We start from the raw sequence: 26590 nt of genomic DNA, 5'->3' as shown, positions 1-26590 counted from the left end.
GTTGATAGGCCGGATATGGAAGCACGGTAACGTGTGGAGTTGACCGGTACTAATAGGCCGAGGGCTTGTCCTCAGTTGCTCGCGTCCACTGTGTTGGTTCTGAAACCACGAACGACAGCTCCGGCTGGTTGTCTGTTTCATAGTGTTTCGGTGGTCATAGCGTAGGGGAAACGCCCGGTTACATTCCGAACCCGGAAGCTAAGCCTTACAGCGCCGATGGTACTGCAGGGGGGACCCTGTGGGAGAGTAGGACGCCGCCGAACAATCATTGAAGAAAACCCCCGTACCGTTAATCGGTACGGGGGTTTTCTGCGTTCGGCTACTGTGGCCGACATGAGCTACCAGGTTCGTTCCATACGCGCAGACGAGTGGCCGGCGGCCAGAAGGCTTCGGCTCACCGCGTTGCAGGATCCCGTGGCGCATCTCGCCTTTCTGGAGACCTACGAGCAGGCCATGGCCCGCCCGGACGCCTTCTGGCAGGAGCGCGCCGTCGGCGCGGCCGAGGGAGCGACCGGTCGCCAGCAGATCATCGCTGAGGGCCCGGACGGGGAATGGGTCGGCACCTTGACCGTGCTGATCGAGGAGGCCGGATCGACGGACTGGGCCGGGTTTCCGGTGGAGCGGAAGCAGGGGCATGTCGTCGGCGTGTTCGTGAAGGCGGACTGCCGGGGCATCGGTCTCACCGAGGTGCTCTTCGCCGCCGGCCTGGACTGGGCGTGGGCGCAGGGCGTGGAGCGGGTGCGGCTCATCGTGCACGAGGAGAACACACGGGCACAGGCCTTCTACCGCAAGATCGGGTTCGTGCCAAGCGGGGTGATCGTGCCGTTGAGCGCGGCCTCCGGTGAGAAGGAGCTGGAGTTCGTCCTCGACTCCGATACCGACTGAGCGCTCAGACCGGCAGCTCGTCGTGCGGCCAGCGGGAGCGGGCCTGCTCCCGGGAACGCAGCAGGGCCAGGGTGCGCAGGCCCCGGTCGGCTCCGGTGGTGAGCAGATCCGGGAGCTGGGGGAGCGGGGCCACGGCGGCGATGTCGTCCAGGACCAGGGTCAGTGGTGGGTCGAGCCGACCGGAGGATGACCGTTCGGCCATGCGCCGGCCGCGCTCGACCACGCTTGCGACGAGGGCCGTCAGCAGGGGCATCGCGCCGGGGTTGGTCCGCGGATCCTCGATGGACTCGCCGACCACATAGAGGCTTCCCCCTTCCGCGACGAAGGAATCCAGCGCGAGGGCGTCGGGTCGATTGGGCGTGCACGCCTCGCGGATGTTCACCGTGAACAGCGCGGCCAGCGCCCGGCCGATCAACTCCTGGGCCATGTCCCTGCGTTCGGGATGGGCAGTGAGAGCCGCCTCCAGCTCGCCCGCCGAGCCGGGTGCGGCCTTGACGTGCGTACGGAGGGTGCGTACGGCTTCCTGGATCTGGGTGCCCTGGGACCAGCGGTGGACGTGACGGATGGTGCGGTTGTCCAGGGCCGCGGCATGGAGACAGCTGCGCAGGAGCGTTTCGGCCGTGTCGCTGACCGCCTGGTCGAGCCGGGACGTCGGGCGGACCGGGGTGAGCAGGGCCCTCGCTCTCTCGGCCGCGGTCGCCTTGGTCTCGCAGCCCGTCGTGGGCGACCAGTGGAGTCTGGCCGGGGTGTCGCAGAGGTGGGCGGGGTCGTAGAGGAGGGTGGGGCCAAGTTTTGCCCGTGCGTCCTTGGTGTCCTGCCAGAGCGAGGGGTTCGAGGTGACGACCAGGATGGGGCCGTCCGCGTCCCGTACCGCCTGGGTCGCTGTCCGGTGGCGGCCTTCGCGGGTGGCCACGAGGACTCGTTCCCAACTGCCCACCGTCTCCGGGCCGAACAGGGCTGCCGGGGCCGACGGGACCTCCGCTGCGGGCTCCTTGTGCGGGGACATGGGTGCCGTCGGACGCTCTTCCTCGGCGGCTTTGGCGCTCGGGCCCGCTTCCACGGGCGTGCGGTGTTCCGTGCCCGGCAGGTGTTCCGCCCTCGGCTGCGGAACCTCGTACTGCGGCCGTCCCTTGCGGTTCTCGTGCCCCTCCCCCTTGCGTCTCGCCCGGACCGCCCGCCAGCGTGCGAAGGTGCCGAGGACGAACACCGTGAGGACCAGCAGGATCATCATCTGGCCGATGAACAGACCCCAGAAGAGGCCGTAGCCGGAGAGGGCGGCGGCCGGGGTGTCGGGCCAGGCGCCGGCGACGTCGTGGGGGCTGGTGACGAGGTGACGCATGGCCAGGGGCGTACGGGCGAAGGTGACCGTGCCCGGCCAGGTGCCGTGGGTGAACCAGGCGGCGAGGCCGGTCGCCGTCCAGACGAGCATGGTCATGCCGACGAGGAACGCGAGTATGCCGATCAGCAGGCCGTCGGGGATGCCGCCCTGGGCATCCCGGCGCTCGTTCTCCGGTCTCACGCCGCCGCTCCCTACCTATGCCACCGTCGACTCGGAGTCGCCGAGGTGCTGCTCCACGAAGGCCGCCGCCCGCTCCTCCGCTTCCAGCTCGGCCGCGTGCAGGGCGTCGTCCAGGTCCTGGGAGGACTCTGTCATCGCGCGGTCGGTGAAGACCAGCGGGCGTTCCGTCTCGGTGACCAGGTGCTTGACGACCTGGACGTTGCCGTTGACGTCCCAGACCGCGATACCGGGGGTGAGGGTCGGGATGATCTCCACCGCCCAGCGTGGCAGACCCAGCACCCGGCCCGTGGCCCTCGCCTCGTCGGCCTTCTGGGCGTAGATCGTCCGGGTCGACGCCATCTTCAGGATCGCCGCGGCCTCCTTCGCCGCCGCGCCGTCCACGACGTCGGAGAGGTGGTGGACGACCGCGACGAAGGACAGGCCGAGCCGTCGGCCGAACTTCAGCAGACGCTGGAACAGCTGCGCCACGAAGGGGCTGTTGATGATGTGCCAGGCCTCTTCCACCAGGAAGATGCGCTTCTTGCGGTCGGGCCGGATCCAGGTGTGCTCCAGCCACACACCGACGATCGCCATGAGGATGGGCATGGCGATGGAGTTGCGGTCGATGTGGGAGAGGTCGAACACGATCAGCGGCGCGTCCAGGTCGATGCCGACCGTGGTCGGACCGTCGAACATGCCGCGCAGGTCGCCGTCGACCAGCCGGTCGAGCACCAGGGCCACGTCCAGGCCCCACGCCCGGACATCGTCTATGTCGACGTTCATCGCCTCGGCCGACTCCGGCTCGGGGTGCCGTAGCTGCTCGACGATGTCGGTGAGAACCGGCTGGCGCTCCACGATCGTCTCGTTGACGAAGGCGTGCGCGACCTTGAGGGCGAAGCCGGAGCGTTCGTCGAGGCCGTGCCCCATCGCCACTTCGATGATGGTCCTGAGCAGGGCGAGCTGGCCGGTCGTGGTGATCGCCGGGTCCAGGGGGTTGAGCCGGATGCCGTGGTCGAGAGCCGCCGTCGGGTCCAGCCGGATGGGCGTTATCCCCAGCTCCTGCGCGATGAGGTTCCACTCGCCGACGCCGTCCTCGCCCTGTGCGTCCAGGACGACGACCTGGCGGTCGCGGAAGCGCAGCTGGCGCAGGACGTACGTCTTCTCCAGCGCGGACTTGCCGTTGCCGGACTCGCCGAGTACCAGCCAGTGCGGGGCCGGGAGTTGCTGGCCGTACAGCTGGAAGGGGTCGTAGATGTAGCCCTTGCCGGAGTACACCTCCCGCCCGATGATCACGCCCGAGTCGCCCAGGCCGGGCGCGGCCGTCGGCAGGTAGACCGCCTGGGCCTGCCCGGTCGACGTCCGTACGGGCAGCCGGGTCGTCTCGACCTTCCCGAACAGGAAGGAGGTGAAGGCGTCGGTGAGGACGGACAGCGGATCCCGCATCAGGTCCTACCTCCGGATGCCGGTGGCGAAGGGAAGAGTGTTCACGAAGGCCCGGTGGTGCTCGCGGTCGCACCACTCCAGCTTCAGGTACGACTTTCCGGCCGATGCCCTGATCGTGCGCTTGTCGCGCGCCAGGGCCTCGGGACTGCGCGAGGAGACCGTGATGTAGCCGACCAGGTTCACTCCCGCGGCGCCGCTCGCGAGGTCCTCGCCGCGCTGGTCGAGGCGGCTGTGGGCGGCAACGTCGCGCGGGTCGACGGTGCGGTTCATCTTGGCGGCGCGGGACGCCTCGGCCTCGTCGTTGGTCTTCTCGGTGAGCATGCGCTCGATGGCGATCTCGGTGGGTTCGAGGTCCATCGTGACGGCGACCGTGCGGATCACGTCCGGGGTGTGGACGAGGAGCGGGGCGAGGAAGTTGACGCCGACGGGCGTCATCGGCCACTCCTTCACCCAGGCCGTGGCATGGCACCACGGGGCGCGGGTGCTGGACTCGCGGGTCTTGGCCTGCAGGTACGTGGGCTCCATCGCGTCCAGCTCGGCCGGCCAGGCATTGCGCTTCGTCATCGCCTGGAGGTGGTCGATCGGGTGGTCGGGGTCGTACATGGAGTGGACCAGCGAGGCGAGTCGGCCCTGGCCGAGCGGCTGGCGCACGCGGATGTCCGCCTCCTGCAGGCGGGAGCAGATGTCGGTCAGCTCGCGGGCCATGACGACCGCGAGGCCCGCGTCCCGGTCCACCTTGCCGCCGCCGTGCGGGCGGGAGGCGCGGGCCATGGCGTTGGCCTCGGCGGCCAGCTCGCGCGTGAAGTGCATGCAGGCGACGAGATAGGCGCGGTGCTGCTCGCTGCTGGTGGACACCATCGACTGGAGCTGGTCGTAGGACTGCTGCAGCCATGGCAGGGCCTTGTCGTGGCCGCGCACGGCGACGTCCTTGGCGTGGGCGTCGGGGTCGGCCGGGAGGGTGCGGGCGAGCATCTGGATGCGGGTGACGAAGCCGTCGCCGTTGGCCACGTGCTTGAGCAGTGTGCCGAAGCGGTCGACCAGGGCCTCCTGGTCCTCGCTGTCGCGCAGGCCGACGCCGGGGCCCTCGATCTCGATGGCCGCGGTCACCGTACGCCGGTCGGCGTGCAGCAGTACGGCGATCTCGTCGGGGCCGAACGGGGCGGCCAGCCAGCTGATGCGGCCGATGCCGGGCGGCGGGCCGATCTCGATCTCGCGCCCGTCCAGCCGGGTACCGGCCTCCATCGCGCCCGAACGGTAGGCCGTGCCCTGCCGCAGGACGCGCTTGTAGCTGCGGTTGATCTCGAACCACCGGTAGAACGTGCGCTGCTTGTACGGCACGTAGACCGCTGCCAGGGCGACCAGCGGGAAGCCCATGAGCAGCACGATGCGCAGGGACAGCACCGGGACGAGGAGCCCGCACATCATGCCGAGGAACGCGCCGCCGATGATGAGCGCGATCTCGCCGGACTCTCGGTTCCGTCCGACGATCGCGTTCGGCCGGGCGCGGCCGATCAGATATGTACGGCGGGGCGTGACCGGATGGGACAGATGGGACTCGGTCGTCAACGCCCTTCACCTCCCGTGCGGTTGGTACTGCTGTTGCGGGTGTTGCTGGCGTGGGGCGTGTTCACCGGGCTGCCCGAGCGGGGCGAGGGTGCGGCGGAGGGGACAGATCCGCCGCCACCGGTCGAGGTGCGCGAGCTGTGCGCGGCGACACCGCCGGCGGCCGTGTTGGCCGGGCGGGGCGTGTTGGACCCGCCCTGGCCGCCGCCGTTGCTGTCGGCGCGGGTGCTGTGGGTCTTGATGCCCTGGGCGACGAGGGTCGCGGGGGAGCTGATGACGGCCGCGGCCTTGCCTTCGGCGCCCTGCATGATGCGGTTGTTGCGGGAGTTCGCGATCTCGTCGCCGAAGCCGGGGACGAAGCGGTAGATCATCGCGGACGCGAAGATGGCGAGCAGGATGATCGCGAGGCCGGAGACGACCGCGGAGAAGGCGTCGGGGCCGTCCTCGGCGGACAGCGCTCCGGCGAGGCCGAGGACGATGACGATGACCGGCTTGACCAGGATGACCGCGATCATGACGCCCGCCCAGCGGCGGACGTGGCCCCACAGGTTCTTGTCGACGAGGCCGGCGTAGACGACTGTGCCGAGCAGGGCGCCGACGTAGAGCAGGGCGGCCCTGATGACGAGCTCCAGCCAGAGCACGCCCGCGGCGAGGATGCTGACCAGCGACACCACGATCAGCATGATCGGGCCGCCGCCGATGTCCTCGCCCTTCTTCAGGGCGCCGGAGAAGTTGCCGAAGAACACGTTCGTCTGGTTGCCGGTGGTGCCCGCGAGGACGTCGCTGACGCCGTCGGTGGCGGAGACGACGGTGTAGAGGATCAGCGGGGTGAACGCGGAGGCGAGCACGGTGAGCCAGAGGAACCCGATGGCCTCCGAGATCGCCGTGGTGAGCGGCACGCCCCGCACGGCCCGCTTCGCCACGGCCAGCAGCCACAGCAGCAGGGTGAGGATCGTCGACGCGGCGAAGACGACGGCGTACTGCTGGAGGAACTTCGCGTTCGTGAAGTCCACGGTCGCCGTGTCGTTCACGGCCCCGCTGAGCTTGTCGATCGTCCAGGAGGCGGCGTCGGCGCAGCCGCGGGCGAGGGAGGAGAGGGGGTCCAGGGTGGAGGTGGGGTCTACGGAGGGGGAGTTGCTGCCGTCGCCTTCGTTGCGTTCGCAGTACCTCTTCGCAGGCCCGACGATGAGGTCGCAGCGATCCTCGGAGGGTGAGGGCGAGGGGGTGGGGGCTGCCGAGGCACGGGTGGCCAGCAGCACGAGCGCGGTCTGTACGACGGTGACGGCGGCGGTGGCCTTGAGCGCGCGGCGCGTGTTACCGGGCATAGCTGAAGCCTCCGTTCTCCTCGACGGCCTTTGCCATTTCGTCGGCGCTGGACGCCTTGTCGTCGCCCGGGACGGGTGCGGGACCGTCCTTCTGGGCGAAGCTGTCGACCTTCCAGTCACCGTCCGCCCAGCGCAGCTGGAGGGTCATGGTGAACCAGTCGCTGGTGACCGGGTTGGTCGAGGTCTCACCAGCCGTGCCGAACACTCCGGTGCACCAGACCTCGATGGACGCGGCGGTGTCCGAGTAGCTGGTGGCCTTGGTGCCGATCGGCACGGTGCGCGAGACGTATGTCTGAGCGTCCTTGGAGTTGCCGTTCTTGTCCAGGCCGATGTTGTTCAGGAACTCCTCGGTGTACGCCTGGTCGAGCTGCTGCTCCAGGGCGGCCTGCTCGTCGGAGACGAAGAGCTGCCGGACGATCTCCGAGCGCCGCGTGGGCTTGAGGATGTCGGCCGAGACCAGTGTCACCGCGTAGTTGGCCGCCGCGCTCTCCGCCCCCTGCTGGTCGTGTGCGAACCCCGAAGGGATCCCCCCGCTGCCCGTCCCCACCGGCTTCGTCCCCGTGGCCGCCGTCTCCGAAGCCTCCGGGCCCTTCCCGCCCCCGCCCCCGCTCCCCTCGTCGGATGACGAATCGTCTCCTCCCCGGTTCGCGAAGGCGATCGCGGCGATGAGGAGGACGACGACGGCGACGACGGTGATGAGGCTGCGGGAGGAGGAGGCGCGGCGGCGGGGGCCGCCGGAGGAGGTGTCCTCGGGCAGGCGGGTGCGCGTGCCGGCGTAGCCGCCGGCGGTTTCGTGTTCGTCTCCCAGGCTCATGCGGCGTACGCTCCCTCGACGTCGTACGGGTGCACCTCGTACCGGAACACGTAGGAGTACGACGGTAGCCGTGCTGGTTCCCGCGTGGGCGTGGTGTGGTGACTCGACATCAGGGAGACGCAACCTCAGTCGGTGGGCACGACGGATGGGTGGGTGGGGAGTACGGACCGGGCGTGCCCGGGGACGAGGTGCTAGACCGCCATGCCGTAGACGATCGTGAACAGCGTGCCGAGCGAGCCGATGATGAAGACGCCCGTGAGGCCCGCGATGATCAGACCCTTGCCCTGTTCCGCGCTGAAGGTGTCGCGCAGGGCGGTGGCGCCGATACGTTGCTTCGCCGCGCCCCAGATGGCGATGCCGAGGCAGAGCAGGATGGCGACCGCCATCACCACCTCGATCATGATCTTCGCCTCGTTGCCCAGACTGCCGAAGGGGCCCCAGTCCGGAGCGATCCCGCCGATGATGGTGTTGATGTCTCCCTTGTCGGCCGCAAAGAGCATGTAAGTCACCGCCCCTGGTGGGTAGTTCCGCTATCCCCTGCGGTGTGCAGAGGTCAGGCCCATTCTCGCCGACAAAGGCGCTGTCGTATGTCGACTTGGCGTCATTGATTGGCGGGTTTCGTACGATTGCTTGGTCACTCTGTGTATCACGGCAGGTCACGCCGGGCAATGAGGCCTGAGCGGAACCTGTCGGCGGTTCCGTCGTTGTCCCCTTTTACCGTTGTCGCCGGCTGATCGCCGTGTCCCTTGTGGCGCACCGCTTGTGACGGTCCGTCGGGGTGAAGGCTATCTCCGGCGGGGGGTGAGGCCGTGCAGCAGGTGGTGGACGAGCTCGTCGAGGGAGCCGAGGGCGTCCTCGGCCGGGAGATGGCCGGTGGTGGCGAAGGCGGCCACGCCGTGCAGGGCGGCGCCCGCCAGGAGGGTGATGCGGTCGGGGTCGCCCGGGATGATCTCGCCGCGTTCCTGGGCGTCGGAGAACACCTGGGACAGCGGTGTCATCGCGCTCGCCACGGCCTCCGCGAGCTGCTCGGAGATGTCCGGGTCGTGCTTGCGGGCGTACATCAGCTCCAGCAGCGCCGCGTTGTCGACGGCGAAGAGGAGATAGGCGCGGGCCAGGGCGACCAGGCGGGTCTCAAGGGGCAGGGCGGGGTCGTCGGCGCGGTCGATGGTGGCCGCCATGCGCTCGAAGCCGGTGAGGGCGAGGGCGTCGAGCAGGGCCTGCTTGTCCTTGAAATGGCGGCCCGGGGCGGCGTGGCTGACGCCGGTGGCCCGTGCGAGTTCGCGCAGGGAGAGCGCGCCGGCCCCCTTCTCCCGCAGGGTGTCCTCGGCGCTCGCGAGCAGGGCGGCGCGGAGGTCTCCGTGGTGGTAGGGGCGGCTCTCGGGCATGGTCAGCATCGTAGCTCTATGTAGTCAATGACAGCGTCGGTGATACGCGATCCAGTGTTGCCATTGACATCATTGTTGTCGCTGCCTACATTGGCGGTATGTCCTCATCGCGTACGCCGGCGTCCGGGTCGGCCAAGTGGAATGCCTCCCAGCTCCCCGACCTCTCCGGCCGTACGGCGGTCGTCACGGGCGCGAACAGCGGCATCGGCCGTACCGCCGCACTGGCGCTGGCGCGCGCGGGCGCGCATGTGGTGCTCGCCGTGCGCGACATCGAGCGCGGCCGGAAGGCGGCCGAGGCGATGGGCGGCAGCACCGAGGTCCGTCGCCTGGATCTCGCCGCGCTGGACTCCGTGCGTGCCTTCGCCGAGGACTGGCAGGAACGCCCGCTGGATCTGCTGATCAACAACGCGGGCGTGATGATGCTGCCGGAGCAGAGGACCGCGGACGGCTTCGAGATGCAGTTCGGCACGAACCACCTCGGGCACTTCGCGCTGACGAACCTGCTGCTGCCGTACCTCACCGACCGCGTGGTGACCGTCGCCTCCCTCGCCCACCGTTGGGGCGGCGCCCGCATCCGCTTCGAGGACCTCGACTGGGCCTCCGGCTACAACCCGCAGGCCGCCTACGCGCAGTCCAAGCTGGCCAACCTGCTGTTCACGCTGGAGCTCCAGCGTCGGCTGGCCGAGGCCGGCTCCCCGGTCCGCGCCCTCGCCGCGCACCCCGGGTGGTCCGCCACCAACCTGCAGAGCCACGCGGGCAACCCGGTCACCCGTGTCGCCATGCAGCTCGGCAACGTCCTCCTCGCCCAGCCCGACACCGCCGGCGCCCTGCCCACGCTCTACGCCGCCACGCAGGACCTCCCCGGCGCCGGCTACGTCGGCCCCGACGGCCCCGGCGAGTGGCGCGGCGCACCCACTCTGGTCAGCCGCTCCCGCGCGGCGAGCGACCCGGACGCGGCCCGCCGACTGTGGACGGCCTCCGAGGAACTGACGGGCATCCACTTCCCGACGGGCGTCGGCTCCTGACCGGGCGCGCCACTCCTTATCCCTGTCGAACGGAACGGAACGGCACCACGCGCGCGCGTGACGCCCGCTCTTCTCCTACGACCGCCCACGCGCGCGTGACGCATCCCTCCTGGCACCCTCCCCAATAGGCCGAAATAATGGCCGACTCGGTGGCCACACCGCCGAAGTCGTCATGAACAGGCCCGAGATGGGGGAGGGTTGAGCCGTGCGCAAAGTGTGGGTGATCGGCGGCGTCGCGCTCGGCATGGGCCTGAGCTTCGTGATGCTGCTCGTGATCGGGGTGTACATCGTCGCCGGGAACGTGCTGAACGGCGTCGGGGGCGGCGGCCGGGCCCTGGCCAAGGGGGCGGTGCCGGCCGCATACCAGGGGCTGGTGCAGCGCTGGGGCAACCTCTGCCCCGCCATCAGCCCCTCGCTGCTCGCCGCCCAGCTGTACCAGGAGAGCGGCTTCGACCCGAACGCCCAGAGCCCGGCCGCGGCGCAGGGCATCGCGCAGTTCATCCCGGGCACCTGGGCCACCCACGGCCTCGACGGCGACGGGGACGGCGACCGGGACGTCTGGGACCCCCAGGACGCGATCCCCTCGGCGGCCTCGTACGACTGCTCGCTCGCCAAGTACGTCAAGGACGTGCCGGGGGACACCACCCGGAACATGCTCGCCGCGTACAACGCGGGGGCCTACGCGGTCATCAAGTACGGGGGCGTGCCGCCGTACAAGGAGACCCAGAACTATGTGAAGACCATCACCACGCTCCAGGCGAGTTTCGCCGCCCCCGTCAGCCGGGTCGATCCCTCCGAGCAGGCCGCCGGGGCGATCCACTACGCGCAGAAGAAGCTCGGGACTCCTTATCTGTGGGGTGGGAACGGAACCGCCGAGCAGGGTGGACGGTTCGACTGTTCGGGGCTGACCAAGGCGGCGTACGCAAGTGTCGGGATCACGCTTCCGCGCGTGGCGAACGATCAGTACAACGCGGGGCCGCATCCGGGCCGGGACGAACTGCTGCCCGGTGACCTGGTCTTCTTCTCGACGGACCCGAACAATTCCCGGGCCATCGATCACGTGGGGATCTACGTCGGCGGCGGGTACATGATCGACGCGCCGCGCACGGGGGCCGTCATCCGGTTCGACCCGATCGACACCCGCAAGTACTTCGGTGCCACCCGGGTCACCGAGGATGGCGCAAAAGCACTGCCCACAGGCGTCTGAAACGGACCGAACGGAGCGTGAACCCACCCCCTGAGCTGCGGCGATGGGTCTCTCTTCGATAACGTCTGAGTGATCATTCAGTGGAGTGTGGAACGAACCTGAAGGGGCCGTGCGTTCCTGTTCACGGGTCGGGCCGACGGAAACGGTCGACAGGTCCGTACACCACGGGGGTGGCAGAGCTCGGCACGCGCGTGTGCGCGAGCGGAAGGACGACGAAGGGGCCGCGGCACCATGGCTGGACTCGCGCAATCCGGGTCGAACCCCGACGTCGAGCTGCTCTACGACATCAATGGCCTGGCCAAGGACGCCCCGCACTGGTTCGACCGGGTCGTCGAGTACGTCGGCGAGTACGGGCTGCTGTTCGCCATGGTGCTGCTCGTGCTGTGGTGCTGTTGGACCGTGCGGCGGCGCGCCGACGCCGAGGAGGCCGCCTCCTCCGTGGCCGCGCTGGTGTGGGCGCCGCTCGCGGCCGGCATCGCGGTCCTGGTGAACGTGCCGATAAGAGGCTTCGTGGAGCGGCCCCGGCCGTTCCTCGACCACCAGGGGCTGGAAGTCCTGGTGTCCGGCAAGACCGACTACTCCTTCGTCAGTGACCACGCCACCATCACCATGGCCATGGCCGTCGGCCTGTTCGTGGCCAACCGCCGCTTCGGCCTCGTCGGGATAGGGCTCGCCCTCCTGGAGGGCTTCTGCCGCGTCTACATGGGCGTGCACTACCCGACCGACGTCATCGGCGGCTTCGCGCTCGGCACGGCCGTGGCCCTGCTGCTCTCCCCGCTCGCCACGGCCCTGCTCACCCCGCTGACCCGCGCGATCGGGAGCTCCCCGCGCGCGGGGTGGCTGATCCGGCGGCGTACGCCCCCTTCCGCCGGCGGTGACCCGGTGATCCCCGGCGCCCGCGCCGAGTCCACCGCCACCACGGAGAGGGACCTGGCGGCCTAGCGCCGGTACGGCAGACGCCCTACAGCGCCTGCGGGAAGGTGAACGTCCGCTCCGGGTCGTACTGCTTCTTCAGCTGGGCCAGCCGACCGGCCGCGTCGCCGTAGTACGCCTTGCGCCAGTTCGTCAGGGTCGGGTCGGTGTAGTTCTGGTAGGCGGCACCGGACGCGTAGGGGCGCATCGCGTCGTGGGCGCCGGTGAGCCAGGACTGGGCCGTGCTGCCGGAAGTGCCCGCCCGCCAGGCGCCGATGTACTGGGCCAGCATCCGCGAGCGGCGGTGCACGAACGCGGTCGCCGTGGGGGAGACCCGGTTGACCGCCCCGCCCAGTGCGGTCAGCGCGATGCTGCCGGAGCCGCCGCGCACGGCCGCGATCTGGGCCATCAGCGTGCGGATGCCGTTCGAGGACAGCGAGCGGTCGAAGAAGTCGGAGCGCGCCGCGTACGTCTCACGGCCGAGCGCGCCCTGCGGGGAACGGCCCGGTGTGGAGCCCGGCAGGTGGCACTGCGCGTCGTTGGCGAAGGACGAGCAGCCCGCGTACACCTCCATGGCCTCCTCGTAGGAACGCCGGCGCAGTGAGACGTTGGTCGCCGACGCGCCGATGCGGTCGGCCAGGCGGTCCACGGCGTTCTGCAGTTCGCGGTAGGTGCCGAGGGAGAAGGCGGCGACGGAGACGGTGGGCCTGCCCCCGGCCGCGTTCGCCAGGTGCAGCGAGGACCAGATCTCGTCGGGCTGGCTCGGTCCCCACTCCTGCCAGGCCCGTATCACCGCGGCCGCCTTCGACCACGGCCAGGTCATATAGGCGACCACGGCCTGCGGGGCGGCATGGGTGCGGAAGCGCAGTTCGGTGACGACGCCGAAGTTGCCGTTGCCCGCGCCGCGCAGTGCCCAGAACAGGTCCTTGTTCTCACGCGCGTTCGCGATGAGCCGGCGGCCGTCGGCGGTGATCAGGGTGGCCTGGGTGAGGCTGTCGCAGGTCAGTCCGTAGGCCCGGGAGACCACGCCGTGGCCGCCGCCGAGGACGAGGCCGGAGACGCCGACCGTGGGGCAGGAGCCCGCCGGGATCGTCACGCCCCTGGCGGCCAGCGCCCGGTAGACGTCGATCAGCTTGGCGCCCGCGCCGATCACCGCCTCTCCGCCGCTCGCGCGTACCCGGTTCAGCTTGGAGACGTCGATGATCAGCCGGCCGTTGCCCGAGGACCAGCCCGCGTAGGAGTGCCCGCCGTTGCGGATGGCCACCTTCACACCGTGGGCGTTTGTATACGACAGGACCGTGCGGATGTCGGCGTCGTGGGCGACGTAGGCGACCGCGGAGGGCTTCAGCGAGTCGAAGCGGGTGTTGTAGAGCTGCCGGGCCGCCGCCCAGGCCCGGTCGCCCGGACGGACCAGGGGACCGTCCAGGTCGAGGGCGAGCGCACCCAGGCCGGCTGCCGCTGTCATCGTCGTCGTGGAGGACGACGAGCCAGACGAGGAGGACGCGGGGGCGGAGCTGGGCGACGTGGACGTGCTTCTGGGGTGTTCCGTTCCGGTACAGCCGGCCGTGGTGGCTGCGGCGAGGGCGGCGACGCCGCCGCCGATGAACGTCCGTCGCTCCATGTCCGTCTCCCCTTGACGCCGTTCCTGTGGAACGGGACGGCTACGCGGGCAACCGGGTTCCCGCGCTGACAGGGGTTCAGGCTCAGCACCTCCCCTTGCTTCTGAAGGGTGGTGTAGCGTCAGGATCCAGTGTCCGTTTTGCCCTGATCGAGGGATCTCGTGGTTCGGTGGTGCCGGATCACGCCGGAACCTCTGCGTGCTCTCCCCGTGAGCATTCCGTGACCTAACCGCACCGACCACAGGGGTTCACCCCCCGTTAACTTCCGGCCATAGGCGGCTTCACCTCTTCTGCCTAATTTCGGCCTTACCCGGCGACGAGCGCGCCTCGATCGCGCTCTCGCCGGCCAGACCTCGCACGCCGCGATCAGGACGGCGGCTCCTGGAAGGAATGTCCGAAAGTGAAGCTTCAGCGCATGAACCGGCGGGCCCTCACCCTCGGTGCTCTCGCCGTCTCCAGCGCCCTGGCCCTCACGGCGTGCGGCTCCGACGACACGGGTGAGAAGAGCAACGAGAGCGGCGCGCCCAACAGCGCTGCCGCGGGCAGCGTCCAGTGTGACGACGCCAAGGGCCAGCTCCTCGCCGACGGCTCGTCCGCGCAGAAGAACGCCATCGACGCCTGGGTCAAGGCCTTCACCCAGGCCTGCAACGGCGTCCAGATCAACTACAAGGGCGGCGGCTCCGGCGCCGGTGTCACCGCGTTCACCCAGGGTCAGGTCGCCTTCGCCGGCTCCGACTCCGCGCTGAAGCCGGAGGAGGTGACCGCCTCGAAGGAGGTCTGCCAGGGTGGCCAGGGCATCGACCTCCCGATGGTCGGCGGCCCGATCGCCGTCGGTTACAACGTCCCGGGTGTCGACAACCTCGTCCTGGACGCGCCGACCCTCGCGAAGATCTTCGACAGCAAGATCACCAACTGGAACGACAAGGCCATCGCGGCGCTCAACCCCGACGCGAAGCTGCCCGACCTGAAGATCCAGGCGTTCCACCGTTCCGAGGACTCCGGCACCACGGACAACTTCACCAAGTACCTGATCGCCACCACCCCGGACAACTGGAAGTACGAGGGCGGCAAGGCCTGGCAGGCCAAGGGCGGCCAGGCGGCCTCCGGCTCCGCGGGCATCTCCCAGCAGGTGCAGCAGAACTCCGGCGCCATCGGCTACATGGAGCTCTCCTACGCCAAGGAGCTCTCCACCGTCGCCCTCGACACGGGTGCCGCCGCGCCGGTCACCGCCTCCACGGACAGCGCCACCAAGGCCATCGCGGACGCCCAGGTCGTCGGCACGGGCAAGGACCTCGCCCTCAAGCTGAACTACGCGACCAAGGCCGACGGTGCCTACCCGATCACCCTGGTCACCTACGAGATCGTCTGCGACAAGGGCAACAAGGCGGACACCCTGCCCGCCACCAAGGCCTTCCTGCGCTACATCGCCAGCGAGGACGGCCAGAAGGTCCTGGTCGACAACGACTACGCGCCGATCCCCGCCGACATCATCGCCAAGGTCCGCACGACCATCGACGAGCTGAGCTGACCCCCGGTGCGGTCCGGCCCCCACTCCGGGGCCCGGACCGCACCGTCCGGTGCACCGCCGCCAGGGGCCGCACGACGAGTACGGCTCCACCGAGCCGCCCTCGTGAGGACGGTTCCGCAGACCGGAGAACCCGATGGACATAACCACCAACAGCACTCAGGCACCGCCCCCTGCCCCGCAGCCGGGCGCCAAGGAACAGAAGCGCAACGCCCGAGGCGCCACCCGTCCCGGAGACCGCATCTTCCTCGGTCTCTCCCGCGGGTCCGGCATCCTGCTGCTTGCGATCATGGCCGCGATCGCGATCTTCCTCGCCTATCGCGCCTCGCTCGCCCTCAGCGACAACGAGGGCAACTTCCTGACCACCTTCGAGTGGAACACCAACCTCCAGCCGCCGGTCTTCGGCATCGCCGTCCTGGCGTTCGGCACAGTGGTGTCCTCGATCATCGCCATGGCCATCGCGGTCCCGATCGCCGTCGCCATCGCGCTCTTCCTCACCCACTACGCCCCGCGCAGGCTGAGCGGTCCCATCGCCTATGTGATCGACCTGCTCGCCGCCGTGCCGTCGATCGTGTACGGCCTGTGGGGCGCCCTGATCCTCGTCCCGCACATGGACGGCCTGTACGGCTGGCTGGACGACTACCTCGGCTGGACCGGCATCTTCGAGTGGCAGGGCGGCGCCCCCCGCTCCATGCTCACCGTCGGCATCCTGCTCGCGATCATGATCCTGCCGATCATCACCAACGTGAGCCGTGAGGTCTTCCGGCAGGTCCCGCAGATGCACGAGGAGGCCGCCCTGGCCCTCGGTGCCACGCGCTGGGAGGTCATCCGGATGGCCGTCCTGCCCTTCGGCCGCTCCGGCGTGATCTCCGCCTCGATGCTCGGCCTCGGCCGTGCCCTCGGCGAGACCATGGCCGTCGCGACCGTGCTCTCCCCGAGCTTCACCATCGACGCCAGTCTGCTCAACCCGGGCGGCGGCACCTTCGCCCAGAACATCGCCAGCAAGTTCAACGAGGCGACGCCCTTCGGCCGTGACGCGCTCATCGCCTCCGGTCTGGTGCTGTTCGTCATCACCCTGCTGGTCAACGGTGCGGCCCGCGCGATCATCGCCCGCCGCAAGGAGTACTCGGGGGCCAACGCATGAGCCACGCAGCCGTCGCCAGCACCAAGCGCGCCAGCAGCCTGCGCGGTGCCAGCCTGCCGAAGTGGTCCCCCTGGGCGATCGCCGCGGGCTCCATCGCCCTCGGCGTGGGCATCGGCCTGGCCGCCGGCCTGGAGAGCCGCATCCAGTGGGGCCTGATCGCCGCACTGCTGTTCGTCTTCGGTACGTACGGCATCGCCGCGCGGGTCGAGGGCAAGCGGCAGGCGAAGGACCGCGTCGCCACGTCCCTGGTGTGGGTCTCCTTCGTCATCGCCATCGTGCCCCTCGCGTCGCTGATCTGGGCGACCGTCGAGCGCGGCACCAAGGTCCTCGACGTCTACTTCCTGACGCACTCGATGGGTGTCGTCGCGGACAGCGAGCCGGGTGGCGGTATCTACCACGCCATCATCGGCAGCCTGGAGCAGGTCGCCCTCGCCACCGCGATCGGTGCGCCGATCGGTGTCCTCACCGCGATCTACCTCGTCGAGTACGGCCGGGGCGCCCTGGCCCGCGCCGTCACCTTCTTCGTCGACGTGATGACCGGTATCCCGTCGATCGTCGCCGGTCTGTTCATCCTCAGCCTCATGCTGATGTGGGACATGCAGCCCTTCGGCTTCGCCGGCTCGCTCGCCCTGGCCATCCTGATGATGCCGGTGGTCGTGCGCTCCACCGAGGAGATGCTCAAGCTCGTGCCGAACGAGCTGCGGGAGGCGTCGCTCGCGCTGGGCGTGCCCAAGTGGCGGACGATCCTGAAGGTCGTCCTGCCCACCGCCATCGGTGGCATCACGACGGGCATCATGTTGTCCGTCGCCCGTATCGCCGGTGAGACCGCCCCGGTACTGCTGCTGGTGTTCGGTAACCCGTTCATCAACAACAACCCCTTCGAGGGCGCACAGGCCTCGCTGCCGCTGTACATCTACCAGCAGTACCAGCAGAGTCAGTCCGAGGCGGCGTACGACCGTGCCTGGGCGGCGTCCCTGACGCTGATCGCCTTCGTGATGATCCTGAACATGGTGGCCCGTGGCATTGCCCGCTGGAAGGCCCCGAAGACCGGTCGCTGACGCGGCCACACAGCGACCGAGCCTGAATTTCTGGAAGTGAAGTAGACATGGCCAAGCGAATCGACGTCAGCGGACTGACCGCCTACTACGGCTCCCACAAAGCGATCGAGGACATTTCGATGACCGTCGAGCCCCGCTCGGTGACGGCGTTCATCGGACCGTCCGGGTGCGGCAAGTCGACGTTCCTGCGCACGCTGAACCGTATGCACGAGGTCACCTCGGGTGGCCGCGTCGAGGGCAAGGTGCTGCTCGACGACGAGGACCTGTACGGGACGGGCATCGACCCGGTGTCCGTGCGGCGTGAGGTCGGCATGGTGTTCCAGCGGCCGAACCCGTTCCCGACGATGTCGATCTACGACAACGTGGCGGCGGGGCTGCGGTTGAACGGCAGCTACAAGAAGAGCGAACTGAGCGACATCGTCGAGAAGTCGCTCAAGGGTGCGAACCTGTGGAACGAGGTCAAGGACCGGCTGCAGAAGCCGGGGTCCGGGCTGTCGGGTGGTCAGCAGCAGCGGCTGTGCATCGCTCGGGCGATCGCGGTGGAGCCGAACGTTCTGCTGATGGACGAGCCGTGCTCGGCGCTCGACCCGATCTCGACGCTGGCGATCGAGGACCTGATCGGTGAGCTGAAGGAGCGCTTCACGATCGTCATCGTGACGCACAACATGCAGCAGGCGGCGCGTGTGTCGGACCGCACGGCGTTCTTCAACCTCGCGGCGGTCGGGCAGCCGGGTCGGCTGATCGAGATCGACGACACGGAGCGGATCTTCTCCAACCCGTCCGTCCAGGCGACCGAGGACTACATCTCCGGCCGCTTCGGATGATCCTTCCCTGATCCCCTCGCGGTGCTGCATGGCGGTGCCACCGCGAGGTTGAAAAGGGCCCGCCCCCTGGCTCCCGGGGGGCGGGCCCATTTCGTGTTGCCTGCGGGGTGCCTGCGGCGGCTCTGTGCCTGCGGGGTGCCTGCGGCGCTTGTTGTCTGCCGGGTGCCTGCCGCGTTTGTTGCCTGCCGGGTGCCTGCGGCGCTTGTTGTCTGCCGGGTGCCTGCCGCGCTTGTTGTCTGCCGGGTGCCTGCGGCGGCCCGTTGCTGTTCGGTGGGGGTGGGGGCAGCGCTGCTTCCGGGTGGGTGGTGCGGGGGCGGGCCGGGGGGTGTCCGTCCTCGGTCCGCCGTTCTGGCCCCTCGCATCGGCTGAGGGCGGTTACCGCCGTCCGCTGCGGGCAGACACCCCCCGCCCCGCCCCCTCCCCGCCGTACGCGGCTTCCCGCCACACCCAGCCGCGGGCATGCGTGCAGCTGGTGGTGGCACGGGTGGGCGCGGTGGCACTTCGTAGTGCCGAGTTGCGTGATGCCCCCGCCTCCGCGTTCGCCGCGGGCTGCGTGCCGCACACTCAGCCGCGGGCATGCGTGCCGCTCGGGGCGGCACGGGTGGGCGCGGCGGTACCTCGTGGCGCCGAGTTGGGTGATGCCCCCCGCCTGCCGCTCGCGCCGCCGTCGCGGGCATGTGTGTGCTGGGGGTGGCACGGGGGCTGTGGGTCCCCTCCCCGCTGCGGGAGGCACCTCGTCGTGACGAGTGCGTGACGTCCCCGCCTCAGCCCCGTAGGGGCACGGTTGGGGGGCGGGAGAAACGTTCCCTCTGGAGGTGCTCGGGCGGGGGCCTTGGGTTAGAGGAAGGCCAGGTTGAGCACGCCGAAGGCGCCCGCGGCCACGAAGGCCGCTGCCGGCATGGTGATGAACCAGCCGAGGACGATGTTCTTGGCGACACCCCAGCGGACCGCGTTCACGCGCTTTGTCGCGCCGACGCCCATGATGGCCGAGGTGATGACGTGGGTCGTGGAGATGGGGGCCTTGAAGAGGTAGGCCGTGGTGAACATGATCGACGCGCCGGTCGTCTCCGCGGCGAAGCCCTGCGGGGGATCGAGCTCGATGATCTTGCGGCCAAGCGTGCGCATGATGCGCCAGCCGCCGGCGTACGTGCCGAGGGAGAGCATCACGGCGCAGACGATCTTTACCCAGATCGGGATCGGGTCGCCGTAGTCCTCGACGTCGGCGATGACGAGGGCCATCACGACGATGCCCATGGTCTTCTGCGCGTCCTGGAGGCCGTGGCCGAGGGCCATGCCGGCCGCCGAGACGGTCTGGGCGATACGGAAGCCGCGCTTGGCCTTGTGGGGGTTGGCCCGGCGGAATATCCACATGATGGCCGCCATCACCAGGTAACCGGCCAGCAGGCCGACCACGGGGGAGACGAACATCGGGATGATGACCTTGTCGAGGACGCCGCTCCAGTAGACCGTCGTGCCGCCCGCGAGGGCCGCGCCGACCATGCCGCCGAACAGGGCGTGGGAGGAGGACGAGGGGAGGCCGAAGTACCAGGTGATCAGGTTCCAGGTGATCGCGCCGGTGAGGGCGGCGAAGAGGATGCCCATGCCCTTGGAGCCCTCGGGCGTCTCGATCAGGCCCTCGGAGACCGTCTTGGCCACGCCGGAGCCCAGGAAGGCACCCGCGAGGTTCATCACGGCCGCCATGGCGAGCGCGGCGCGGGGGGTCAGGGCCCGGGTCGAGACGGACGTCGCGATCGCGTTCGCCGAGTCGTGGAAGCCGTTGGTGTACGTGAAGAAGAGCGCGACCCCGATGGTCACGACCAGAGCGACGGTGTCCATGGACGGGCCTCAGGACTCCTTGACCGCGATGGTCTCCACCGTGTTCGCCACGTGTTCGAATGCGTCCGCCGCCTCTTCGAGGACGTCCACGATCTGCTTGAGCTTGAGCACCTCGATGGCGTCGTACTTGCCGTTGAAGAGGTGGGCGAGCAGCTTGCGGTGGATCTGGTCGGCCTGGTTCTCCAGCCGGTTGACCTCGATCCAGTACTCGGTGAGGTTGTTCATCGTGCGCAGGTTGGGCATCGCCTCGGCCGTCAGCTCGGCCGCGCGGGCGAGGACCTCGATCTGCTGCTCGACGCCCCTGGGCAGTTCCTCGACGTTGTAGAGGACGACCAGGTCGACGGCCTCCTCCATGAAGTCCATGATGTCGTCGAGGGACGAAGCGAGGGAGTAGATGTCCTCGCGGTCGAAGGGCGTGATGAACGAGGAGTTCAGCTGGTGGAAGATCGCGTGTGTGGCGTCGTCACCGGCGTGTTCCGCTGCCCGCATACGCTCCGCGATCTCAGCCCGGGCGGATGCGTCCGCCCCGAGCAGTTCCATCAGGAGCTTCGAGCCCGTGACGATGTTGTCCGCGGACGCGGCGAACATGTCGTAGAAGCTCGTCTCCCTGGGGGTCAGACGAAAGCGCACGTGTGGTCCTCGGGATGCTTCGGTTTCGGTCAGGCTGATGCTAGGCGCATCATTCGGCCACGGCTATCGGGCCGTCCCCCAGTGTCGCCCATCGGGCAGAGTTATCGGCAGGTGGGCGGGCAAGCCTTGTCCGGGGTGGTGTCGGCCACAGGGCGTCATACCCGCGATATTCGGTAACATATACCCACCGGGGGTATATACTGACTAGCTCGTCTTGATTGGGAGGCCGTGATGACGACCACCGAGGCCGGTGCAGAGGCGGCCGCCGAGGCCGTGGTGACCGACCACGACCACGGAGTGCACGGGTACCACAAGCAGAAGGACGAGCACCTCAAGCGTCTGCGCCGGATCGAGGGCCAGATCCGCGGCCTGCAGCGCATGGTCGACGAGGACGTCTACTGCATCGACATACTCACGCAGGTGTCCGCCTCCACCAAGGCCCTGCAGTCCTTCGCCCTCCAACTGCTCGACGAGCACCTGCGGCACTGCGTCGCCGACGCGGCCCTCAAGGGCGGCGCCGAGATCGACGCCAAGGTGGAGGAGGCCACCAAGGCCATCGGGCGGATGCTGCGCACCTGACACGGCCTGACCGATGACCCGGGGGGTTCGCCACGGCGGGCGGTGATGTTCAGCCGCCCGCCGCCTCTCGCAGCTCGGCCACCCGCAGCACCTCGTCGATGCTCTCCAGACTGAGCCGGTCCTCGTCGGCCGTCGACGCCGCGATGATCAGCTCACCGCACAGTTCGATCTCGGCGAGGGCCACGTGGTCCTGCACCGCCGTACCGCCGACCGGAGCCACGCGCATCACCTCTTCTCCGCCGTCACCGACTCTCTAGAGTAGGGAGCCGTCCACGGACCGCGCATGGCACGGACGGGCTAGTTCTCATACCGGTCCGGTGCTCCTCTACTCCTCCGCGATCCGGCCCGCGTAGATGTCCTCGTCGTCCGGCAGGCGTACGTCGGCCGGGGTGCCGAAGTCGTAGAGGAGAGTCGTCGAGGCCACCGCCACCGTGTCCTTCCGGTGGCCGTTGACGAAGCTGAAACGGTGTCTGACCTTGCGGATCCGGCCCTCCGCGTCGAGGAACACGTCGAACGGGACGACCGCCGTCGCGAACCCTTTCGCCGCCGCCGCGAGGGAGGCCCGGCCGTCCGCCGAGGCGGTTCGCGCCGCCACCGTCAGATCCGCCGTGCCCGTGTAGTGCCGGACCTCGGTGCCGGCGAGGTCGGTGATGCCGACGAACTTCGCCGTGCGGGTGCCGCGCAGCACCTCCGCCGCCGCGAAGGGGTCGGTGGCCCCGCCGGTGACCAGATTGCCGTCGGACAGGGTGGCCGTCTCCACCCGCACCCATTTGTCGGCCGGGACGCCCGCGCCCCGGTTCTTCATGAACAGCGCACCGGGCGCCAGCAGCTCGGTGATCGGGCGGTGCTCGGCGCGGCCCGCCGGGTCCTGCGGCAGCAGCACCTTCAGCCGGCCCAGCCGGCGGGTGTAGTCGTACACGCCCTCGCCCCGGATGGTGACCCGGGTGCCGCCGGTCGCCATCTCCATCGACGTACGCGCCCGGGAGCTCTCGGCGTCCACCAGCGCGTCGGCGGCCTCGTGCAGCGTGTGCACCGGGTCCTCGGCGGCCTCCCCGCTGCCCCCGCAGCCGGACGTGCCCAGACAGACACAGGCCATCAGGCCCGCCGCCACGACCGTTCCGCCCGCCTTGCCGTGCTGCCTCTCCGCCATCGCCTGCCGACCCCCAGCCGTAGGTCCGTCACGCGCCCCTGTCGTGACGGTTAACGACGGGTAGGGGGCGTCGTCACGCGGTCGGCCGGGGTCGGCAGGGGATGCCGTGAACCCGCTGTTCATCCGGTCTGGGTAACGTTGTCGGTGTGACTCAGCACGAGCGCTTCGCGTCCACTCAGGACCACGCCGAGCACCGTACGACCACCGTCGAACAGGGGCCGTTCTGCGTGGCCCGCTGCATCTGCGGCTGGCGCGGCCCCGCCCGCCGCGCCCGCAGTCTGGCCCGCGCGGACGCGGAGGGACACGCGGCCGCCCGGTGAGTCAGCACAGTGTGCGCAGCAGCTTCTCCACGAGTTCGCGGTCGCGCGGCTGGGTGAGGCGGTCGCGGGCCGTGGCCGGGGAGAGCCAGAGGATGCGGTCCACCTCCGTGTTCGGCAGGAAGCCGCCGCCCGTGGCCTCGGCCGCCCAGTAACGGACCTGCTTCGGGCGCCCGTTGGCGAAGTAGTGGACGGTGGAGAGCTCTTCGCCCGGACGGGCGGTGTAGCCCGTCTCCTCCACCACCTCGCGCAGGGCGCCCGTGAGCGCGTCCTCGCCGCGCTTCAACTTGCCCTTGGGATGGGACCAGTCGTCGTACTTGGGGCGGTGCACCAGACAGATCTCCAGCCCCTCGCCGAACGGGGAGCGGCGCCACAGCACGCAGCCGGCCGCCTGGATCGGAGTGGTGCTCGTCGTCTGGGGTGTCACCCGGGATTCACCGCCCTCGTCAGCGCTCAGGACGTGCTCACCGTCTGTTTCTGCCAGGACTGCTGGAAGGCGAAGCGCGCCGCCTCCACCTCATGGCGCTGGTCGGCGTGGAGCACTCCGAGGGCGTACGCCGTCGCCGGGGCGATACGCGGGGTGCGCGCCGCGTGGGCCGCGGCGGCGGCCGCCTCCGAGGCGTCCCGGTGCCGGTTCAGCGCCTGCCCGGCCGCGAGCAGCCGCACGTTCACCGGGGCGTCCTGACCGTGCCCGTACAGCACCTCCAGGGCGTAGCGGTGCAGGCGCAGCAGCAGACGGACCTGGTGCCACGGCCCGTCCTGCGGGTGCGGGGCCGGGTCCGGGGACAGGCCGTGGATCAGCGCCTCGGCGTTGTACGGGCTGCCCGCGGTGACCAGCGGCAGCCCGGCGATCGCGTCGGAGAGCCGCTCCTCGGCGGCCGCCGCGTGCGCGCGCAGGTCGGCGTCCGGGGCCGCCGGAGTGAGCGGCACCTCGCTGGCCAGTACGGCGACCTTGTCGGCGACCGCGTGGAAGCGGCTGCTGCCGAGCGCCTGGAGCGCGGTGGAGTGCGCCCGGGTGCGGGCCAGCGTCAGTTGGCGGTCGAGCAGCGCGCCCGCCTTCGCCGCGCCCACCGTGAGGTTGCCGCGCTCCGGCATCGGCGGCGCCCCGCCCGGGGTGCCCGCCGTCTGGGCGGGCAAGGTCACCGAGCCGGACAGCCGGTGCAGCGCGGTCAGCAGGCGCTCCAGCCGGGCCGCGCAGTCGTACTCGGCCGCCAGCGTGCCCGACAGCCAGGCGAGTTCGGGCCGCATGCCCTCCGACCAGTCGGCGTCCAGCAGCGGACGGTAGGTGTGCAGGCTGCCGCTGATGCGGCGGGCCGAGCGGCGCAGCGAGCGCGCCGCTCCGACGGACTCCTGCGAACCGCTGCTGCCGACGCCGGTCTCCCGGTGCTGGCGCAGGGCGCGCAGGAACTCCGTGGCCTGGGAGCGGAGATAGTCCGCGAGGGACTCTCCGGCCACCGGCTGGGCCAAGGGGTCCGTCGGTTCAAGGTGTTGCTGTGCCACGCCTGCGCCTCCGGGCGTCTATGAGCATCTCCTGGACGTTCCTCAGCGGCTGGCCCTCGGCGTCCGTCGCGTGCCGGGTCCACTCGCCGTCCGAGCCCAGGTGCCAGGAGGCGGTGGTGTCGGACATGCCGGTCTCCAGCAGCCGGTTGAGCGCGGCGCGGTGGGCCGGGTCGACGACCCTGACCAGGGCCTCGATACGGCGGTCGAGGTTGCGGTGCATCATGTCGGCGCTGCCGATCCACACCTCGGGCTCGCCGCCGTTGCCGAAGCCGAAGACCCGCGAGTGCTCCAGGAAACGGCCGAGCACCGAGCGGACCCGGATGTTCTCCGACAGGCCCGCCACCCCGGGGCGCAGCGCACAGATGCCGCGCACCCACACATCGACCGGGACGCCCGCCTGGGACGCCCGGTACAGCGCGTCGACGACCGCCTCGTCGACCATCGAGTTGACCTTGATACGGACGTACGCGGGACGTCCGGCACGGTGGTGCTGGACCTCCTTGTTGATCCGCGATATCAGGCCGTCGCGCAGCGACTTGGGCGCGACGAGCAGCCTGCGGTAGGTCTCGCGGCGCGAGTAGCCCGAGAGCCGGTTGAACAGGTCCGACAGGTCCGCGCCGACCTGCGGGTCCGCCGTCAGCAGGCCCAGGTCCTCGTAGAGGCGGGCCGTCTTGGGGTGGTAGTTGCCGGTGCCGACGTGGCTGTAGCGGCGCAGGGTGTCGCCCTCCTGGCGGACCACCAGCGACAGCTTGCAGTGCGTCTTCAGGCCGACCAGGCCGTAGACCACGTGGCAGCCGGCCTCCTCCAGCTTGCGCGCCCACTTGATGTTGGCGTGCTCGTCGAAGCGGGCCTTGATCTCGACCAGGACCAGGACCTGCTTGCCGGCCTCGGCGGCGTCGATGAGCGCGTTGACTATCGGGGAGTCGCCGGAGGTTCGGTACAGCGTCTGCTTGATCGCGAGGACGTCGGGGTCCTCGGCCGCCTGCTCCAGGAAGGCCTGCACCGAGGTGGAGAACGAGTCGTAGGGGTGGTGCAGCAGCACGTCCCGGCTGCGCAGCGCGGCGAAGATGTCCGGCGGGGAGGCCGACTCCACCTCGGCGAGATCGCGGTGGGTGCCCGCGACGAACTTGGGGTACTTCAGCTCCGGCCGGTCCAGGCCGTGGATGCGGAACAGGCCGGTCAGGTCGAGCGGGCCGGGCAGCGGGTAGACCTCGGCCTCGCTGATCTTCAGCTCGCGCACCAGCAGGTCCAGGACCTCGCGGTCGATGGACTCCTCGACCTCCAGGCGCACCGGCGGCCCGAAGCGGCGCCGCATGAGTTCCTTCTCCAGGGCCTGGAGGAGGTTCTCGGCGTCGTCCTCCTCGACCTCCAGGTCCTCGTTGCGGGTGATGCGGAAGGCGTGGTGCTCCAGCACCTCCATGCCCGGGAACAGCTCTTCCAGGTGCGCGCCGATGACGTCCTCGATGGGGACGAAGCGGCCGGGGCTGGACTCCAGGAAGCGGTTCAGCAGCGGCGGCACCTTCACACGGGCGAAGTGCCGGTGGCCGCTGACCGGGTTGCGCACCACGACGGCCAGGTTCAGCGACAGGCCCGAGATGTACGGGAAGGGGTGCGCCGGGTCGACCGCCAGCGGGGTCAGCACGGGGAAGATCTGGTGCCGGAACAGGGTGAACAGGCGGGCCTGCTCCTTCTCCGTCAGCTCGCTCCAGCGGACCAGGTGGATGCCTTCCTCCGCGAGCCCGGGGGCGACGTCCTCGTGGAAGCAGGCGGCATGCCGTGCCATGAGCTCGCGGGAGCGCGCCCAGATCATCTCCAGCACCTGGCCGGGCTGGAGTCCGGAGGCGGACCGGGTGGCGACGCCGGTGGCGATACGGCGCTTCAGACCGGCCACCCGGACCATGAAGAACTCGTCGAGGTTGCTGGCGAAGATCGCCAGGAAGTTCGCCCGCTCCAGGAGGGGCGTGTTCGGGTCCTCGGCGAGCTCCAGAACCCGTTCGTTGAACGCGAGCCAGCTGCGCTCCCGGTCCAGGAACCGGCCCTGCGGCAGCTGGACCCCGTCGTCCTGCGTCTCCTCGTACGCGTCGAGATCCGCGTCGAGGTCGGGTTCCAGATCGGAGACCGTGGCCGCCGCCACGGTGTGCGGGCGGTGCGCGGCTATGGAGCCCACGGGGGGCTGTGCGTGCTGGACCTCTGCCTGGGCGTTCTGCTGACTCATGGACCCATTCTTCCGCGCCATGAGCGAAACGGGCGCGTCGGAGGACGCGGGCGGGAGCGCGGCGGCGGCCTTGAACGGGCGCGGCGAGGGCTCGGGCTCGGCGACTGGGCTCATTGGCTGAGCTTCGCAAGAGCGT

26 protein-coding genes and 2 rRNA genes are annotated in these 26590 nt (G+C 69.9%); 13 read left to right on the top strand and 15 right to left on the bottom strand.

What is annotated here, in order from left to right:
* The 3 genes from ABZZ79_RS12710 to ABZZ79_RS12700 all read left to right on the top strand — a co-directional run.
* Positions 1 to 73 (top strand): 23S ribosomal RNA (locus ABZZ79_RS12710); the annotation flags it as partial.
* A gap of 73 nt (positions 74 to 146) precedes the next feature.
* A 5S ribosomal RNA gene (rrf, locus tag ABZZ79_RS12705) occupies positions 147 to 263 on the top strand.
* 70 nt (positions 264 to 333) lie between these two features.
* Positions 334 to 885, top strand: a complete 552-nt coding sequence (locus ABZZ79_RS12700; RefSeq protein ID WP_356688913.1) for a GNAT family N-acetyltransferase — start codon at positions 334 to 336, stop codon at positions 883 to 885.
* A gap of 4 nt (positions 886 to 889) precedes the next feature.
* On the opposite strand, the gene ABZZ79_RS12695 is transcribed toward ABZZ79_RS12700, so the two are convergent.
* The 7 genes from ABZZ79_RS12695 to ABZZ79_RS12665 all read right to left on the bottom strand — a co-directional run bounded on the left by ABZZ79_RS12695 (position 890) and on the right by ABZZ79_RS12665 (position 8922).
* Entirely contained in the window at positions 890 to 2404 is a 1515-nt protein-coding gene (locus ABZZ79_RS12695) for a TraM recognition domain-containing protein (protein ID WP_356688912.1), read from the bottom strand.
* A gap of 15 nt (positions 2405 to 2419) precedes the next feature.
* Positions 2420 to 3826 carry an ATP-binding protein gene (locus ABZZ79_RS12690; protein WP_356688911.1) on the bottom strand — a complete coding sequence of 469 codons (1407 nt, stop codon included), beginning with the start codon at positions 3824 to 3826 and terminating at the stop codon, positions 2420 to 2422.
* A gap of 6 nt (positions 3827 to 3832) precedes the next feature.
* On the bottom strand, positions 3833 to 5392 hold the full coding sequence (locus ABZZ79_RS12685; RefSeq protein WP_356688910.1) for an SCO6880 family protein: 1560 nt from the start codon (positions 5390 to 5392) through the stop codon (positions 3833 to 3835).
* Entirely contained in the window at positions 5389 to 6714 is a 1326-nt protein-coding gene (locus ABZZ79_RS12680) for a hypothetical protein (protein WP_356688909.1), read from the bottom strand. The genes ABZZ79_RS12685 and ABZZ79_RS12680 overlap by 4 nt, the downstream gene beginning before the upstream one ends.
* Entirely contained in the window at positions 6704 to 7528 is an 825-nt protein-coding gene (locus ABZZ79_RS12675) for a hypothetical protein (RefSeq protein ID WP_356688908.1), read from the bottom strand. The genes ABZZ79_RS12680 and ABZZ79_RS12675 overlap by 11 nt, the downstream gene beginning before the upstream one ends.
* Before the next feature lie 191 nt (positions 7529 to 7719).
* Positions 7720 to 8028, bottom strand: a complete 309-nt coding sequence (locus tag ABZZ79_RS12670; protein WP_356688907.1) for a hypothetical protein — start codon at positions 8026 to 8028, stop codon at positions 7720 to 7722.
* Between the two features lie 285 nt (positions 8029 to 8313).
* Positions 8314 to 8922: a TetR/AcrR family transcriptional regulator gene (locus ABZZ79_RS12665; RefSeq protein ID WP_356688906.1), complete on the bottom strand. Its 609-nt coding sequence runs from the start codon at positions 8920 to 8922 to the stop codon at positions 8314 to 8316.
* Positions 8923 to 9011: 89 nt separating this feature from the next.
* Here ABZZ79_RS12665 and ABZZ79_RS12660 point away from each other — a divergent pair, with 89 nt between their 5' ends.
* The 3 genes from ABZZ79_RS12660 to ABZZ79_RS12650 all read left to right on the top strand — a co-directional run bounded on the left by ABZZ79_RS12660 (position 9012) and on the right by ABZZ79_RS12650 (position 12087).
* Positions 9012 to 9938 (top strand): oxidoreductase, encoded by a 927-nt coding sequence (locus ABZZ79_RS12660; RefSeq protein WP_356688905.1) that lies wholly within the window; start codon positions 9012 to 9014, stop codon positions 9936 to 9938.
* A gap of 244 nt (positions 9939 to 10182) precedes the next feature.
* Positions 10183 to 11145 carry a bifunctional lytic transglycosylase/C40 family peptidase gene (locus tag ABZZ79_RS12655; RefSeq protein ID WP_356688929.1) on the top strand — a complete coding sequence of 321 codons (963 nt, stop codon included), beginning with the start codon at positions 10183 to 10185 and terminating at the stop codon, positions 11143 to 11145.
* 231 nt (positions 11146 to 11376) lie between these two features.
* The gene (locus ABZZ79_RS12650; protein ID WP_356688904.1) at positions 11377 to 12087 is read left to right on the top strand and encodes a phosphatase PAP2 family protein; all 711 of its coding nucleotides are present in this window, start codon (positions 11377 to 11379) and stop codon (positions 12085 to 12087) included.
* Between the two features lie 19 nt (positions 12088 to 12106).
* On the opposite strand, the gene ABZZ79_RS12645 is transcribed toward ABZZ79_RS12650, so the two are convergent.
* Complete coding sequence (locus ABZZ79_RS12645) at positions 12107 to 13522, bottom strand: FAD-binding oxidoreductase (RefSeq protein WP_356688903.1); 1416 nt, start codon at positions 13520 to 13522, stop codon at positions 12107 to 12109.
* Positions 13523 to 13529: 7 nt separating this feature from the next.
* Here ABZZ79_RS12645 and ABZZ79_RS12640 point away from each other — a divergent pair, with 7 nt between their 5' ends.
* The 5 genes from ABZZ79_RS12640 (at position 13530) to pstB (ending at position 18227) form a co-directional block, all read left to right on the top strand.
* Positions 13530 to 13694, top strand: coding sequence for a hypothetical protein (locus ABZZ79_RS12640; protein ID WP_356688902.1), 165 nt, complete (start codon positions 13530 to 13532; stop codon positions 13692 to 13694).
* A gap of 382 nt (positions 13695 to 14076) precedes the next feature.
* The gene (gene pstS, locus ABZZ79_RS12635) at positions 14077 to 15204 is read left to right on the top strand and encodes a phosphate ABC transporter substrate-binding protein PstS (RefSeq protein WP_356688901.1); all 1128 of its coding nucleotides are present in this window, start codon (positions 14077 to 14079) and stop codon (positions 15202 to 15204) included.
* Positions 15205 to 15337: 133 nt separating this feature from the next.
* Positions 15338 to 16345, top strand: a complete 1008-nt coding sequence (gene pstC, locus ABZZ79_RS12630) for a phosphate ABC transporter permease subunit PstC (RefSeq protein WP_356688900.1) — start codon at positions 15338 to 15340, stop codon at positions 16343 to 16345.
* A complete protein-coding gene (pstA, locus tag ABZZ79_RS12625) occupies positions 16342 to 17403 on the top strand; it encodes a phosphate ABC transporter permease PstA (protein ID WP_356688899.1) in 1062 nt (353 codons plus the stop codon). The genes pstC and pstA overlap by 4 nt, the downstream gene beginning before the upstream one ends.
* Before the next feature lie 47 nt (positions 17404 to 17450).
* Positions 17451 to 18227, top strand: coding sequence for a phosphate ABC transporter ATP-binding protein PstB (gene pstB, locus ABZZ79_RS12620; RefSeq protein ID WP_356688898.1), 777 nt, complete (start codon positions 17451 to 17453; stop codon positions 18225 to 18227).
* An 837-nt stretch (positions 18228 to 19064) separates the two neighbouring features.
* On the opposite strand, the gene ABZZ79_RS12615 is transcribed toward pstB, so the two are convergent.
* Entirely contained in the window at positions 19065 to 20063 is a 999-nt protein-coding gene (locus tag ABZZ79_RS12615; RefSeq protein WP_356688897.1) for an inorganic phosphate transporter, read from the bottom strand.
* Positions 20064 to 20072: 9 nt separating this feature from the next.
* Positions 20073 to 20693, bottom strand: a complete 621-nt coding sequence (locus ABZZ79_RS12610; protein ID WP_356688896.1) for a DUF47 family protein — start codon at positions 20691 to 20693, stop codon at positions 20073 to 20075.
* Positions 20694 to 20924: 231 nt separating this feature from the next.
* Here ABZZ79_RS12610 and ABZZ79_RS12605 point away from each other — a divergent pair, with 231 nt between their 5' ends.
* Positions 20925 to 21272, top strand: coding sequence for a metal-sensitive transcriptional regulator (locus ABZZ79_RS12605; protein WP_356688895.1), 348 nt, complete (start codon positions 20925 to 20927; stop codon positions 21270 to 21272).
* Positions 21273 to 21321: 49 nt separating this feature from the next.
* On the opposite strand, the gene ABZZ79_RS12600 is transcribed toward ABZZ79_RS12605, so the two are convergent.
* Together ABZZ79_RS12600 and ABZZ79_RS12595 are read right to left on the bottom strand one after the other, a co-directional pair.
* Positions 21322 to 21498 carry a hypothetical protein gene (locus ABZZ79_RS12600; RefSeq protein WP_356688894.1) on the bottom strand — a complete coding sequence of 59 codons (177 nt, stop codon included), beginning with the start codon at positions 21496 to 21498 and terminating at the stop codon, positions 21322 to 21324.
* A 99-nt stretch (positions 21499 to 21597) separates the two neighbouring features.
* The gene (locus tag ABZZ79_RS12595) at positions 21598 to 22422 is read right to left on the bottom strand and encodes a hypothetical protein (protein WP_356688893.1); all 825 of its coding nucleotides are present in this window, start codon (positions 22420 to 22422) and stop codon (positions 21598 to 21600) included.
* A gap of 146 nt (positions 22423 to 22568) precedes the next feature.
* On the opposite strand from ABZZ79_RS12595, the gene ABZZ79_RS12590 reads away from it, so the two are divergent.
* Complete coding sequence (locus ABZZ79_RS12590) at positions 22569 to 22742, top strand: hypothetical protein (RefSeq protein WP_356688892.1); 174 nt, start codon at positions 22569 to 22571, stop codon at positions 22740 to 22742.
* 1 nt (position 22743) lies between these two features.
* On the opposite strand, the gene ABZZ79_RS12585 is transcribed toward ABZZ79_RS12590, so the two are convergent.
* The 3 genes from ABZZ79_RS12585 to ABZZ79_RS12575 are packed head-to-tail and all read right to left on the bottom strand — an operon-like array spanning position 22744 to position 26454.
* The gene (locus tag ABZZ79_RS12585) at positions 22744 to 23166 is read right to left on the bottom strand and encodes an NUDIX hydrolase (RefSeq protein WP_356688891.1); all 423 of its coding nucleotides are present in this window, start codon (positions 23164 to 23166) and stop codon (positions 22744 to 22746) included.
* Between the two features lie 26 nt (positions 23167 to 23192).
* Positions 23193 to 24239: a CHAD domain-containing protein gene (locus tag ABZZ79_RS12580; protein ID WP_356688890.1), complete on the bottom strand. Its 1047-nt coding sequence runs from the start codon at positions 24237 to 24239 to the stop codon at positions 23193 to 23195.
* Positions 24220 to 26454, bottom strand: a complete 2235-nt coding sequence (locus ABZZ79_RS12575; RefSeq protein ID WP_356688889.1) for an RNA degradosome polyphosphate kinase — start codon at positions 26452 to 26454, stop codon at positions 24220 to 24222. Before ABZZ79_RS12575 ends, ABZZ79_RS12580 begins: the two co-directional genes overlap by 20 nt.
* Positions 26455 to 26590 lie beyond the last annotated feature (136 nt).

The sequence above is a fragment of the Streptomyces sp. NPDC006458 genome, assembly GCF_040612135.1.
Lineage (GTDB): Bacteria > Actinomycetota > Actinomycetes > Streptomycetales > Streptomycetaceae > Streptomyces.
The sequence above is the reverse complement of the archived record's forward strand: the minus strand, read 5'-3'. Positions and strand labels throughout refer to the sequence as shown.

Coding starts and splice junctions, on each gene's coding strand:
- ABZZ79_RS12700 (WP_356688913.1), top strand. CDS start 334: ATGAGCTACCAGGTTCGTTCCATACGCGCAGACGAGTGGCCGGCGGCC.
- ABZZ79_RS12690 (WP_356688911.1), bottom strand. CDS start 3,826: ATGCGGGATCCGCTGTCCGTCCTCACCGACGCCTTCACCTCCTTCCTG.
- ABZZ79_RS12680 (WP_356688909.1), bottom strand. CDS start 6,714: ATGCCCGGTAACACGCGCCGCGCGCTCAAGGCCACCGCCGCCGTCACC.
- ABZZ79_RS12675 (WP_356688908.1), bottom strand. CDS start 7,528: ATGAGCCTGGGAGACGAACACGAAACCGCCGGCGGCTACGCCGGCACG.
- ABZZ79_RS12670 (WP_356688907.1), bottom strand. CDS start 8,028: ATGCTCTTTGCGGCCGACAAGGGAGACATCAACACCATCATCGGCGGG.
- ABZZ79_RS12665 (WP_356688906.1), bottom strand. CDS start 8,922: ATGCTGACCATGCCCGAGAGCCGCCCCTACCACCACGGAGACCTCCGC.
- ABZZ79_RS12660 (WP_356688905.1), top strand. CDS start 9,012: ATGTCCTCATCGCGTACGCCGGCGTCCGGGTCGGCCAAGTGGAATGCC.
- ABZZ79_RS12655 (WP_356688929.1), top strand. CDS start 10,183: ATGGGCCTGAGCTTCGTGATGCTGCTCGTGATCGGGGTGTACATCGTC.
- ABZZ79_RS12650 (WP_356688904.1), top strand. CDS start 11,377: ATGGCTGGACTCGCGCAATCCGGGTCGAACCCCGACGTCGAGCTGCTC.
- ABZZ79_RS12645 (WP_356688903.1), bottom strand. CDS start 13,522: ATGACAGCGGCAGCCGGCCTGGGTGCGCTCGCCCTCGACCTGGACGGT.
- pstC (WP_356688900.1), top strand. CDS start 15,338: ATGGACATAACCACCAACAGCACTCAGGCACCGCCCCCTGCCCCGCAG.
- pstA (WP_356688899.1), top strand. CDS start 16,342: ATGAGCCACGCAGCCGTCGCCAGCACCAAGCGCGCCAGCAGCCTGCGC.
- pstB (WP_356688898.1), top strand. CDS start 17,451: ATGGCCAAGCGAATCGACGTCAGCGGACTGACCGCCTACTACGGCTCC.
- ABZZ79_RS12615 (WP_356688897.1), bottom strand. CDS start 20,063: ATGGACACCGTCGCTCTGGTCGTGACCATCGGGGTCGCGCTCTTCTTC.
- ABZZ79_RS12605 (WP_356688895.1), top strand. CDS start 20,925: ATGACGACCACCGAGGCCGGTGCAGAGGCGGCCGCCGAGGCCGTGGTG.
- ABZZ79_RS12600 (WP_356688894.1), bottom strand. CDS start 21,498: ATGCGCGTGGCTCCGGTCGGCGGTACGGCGGTGCAGGACCACGTGGCC.
- ABZZ79_RS12595 (WP_356688893.1), bottom strand. CDS start 22,422: ATGGCGGAGAGGCAGCACGGCAAGGCGGGCGGAACGGTCGTGGCGGCG.
- ABZZ79_RS12575 (WP_356688889.1), bottom strand. CDS start 26,454: ATGAGTCAGCAGAACGCCCAGGCAGAGGTCCAGCACGCACAGCCCCCC.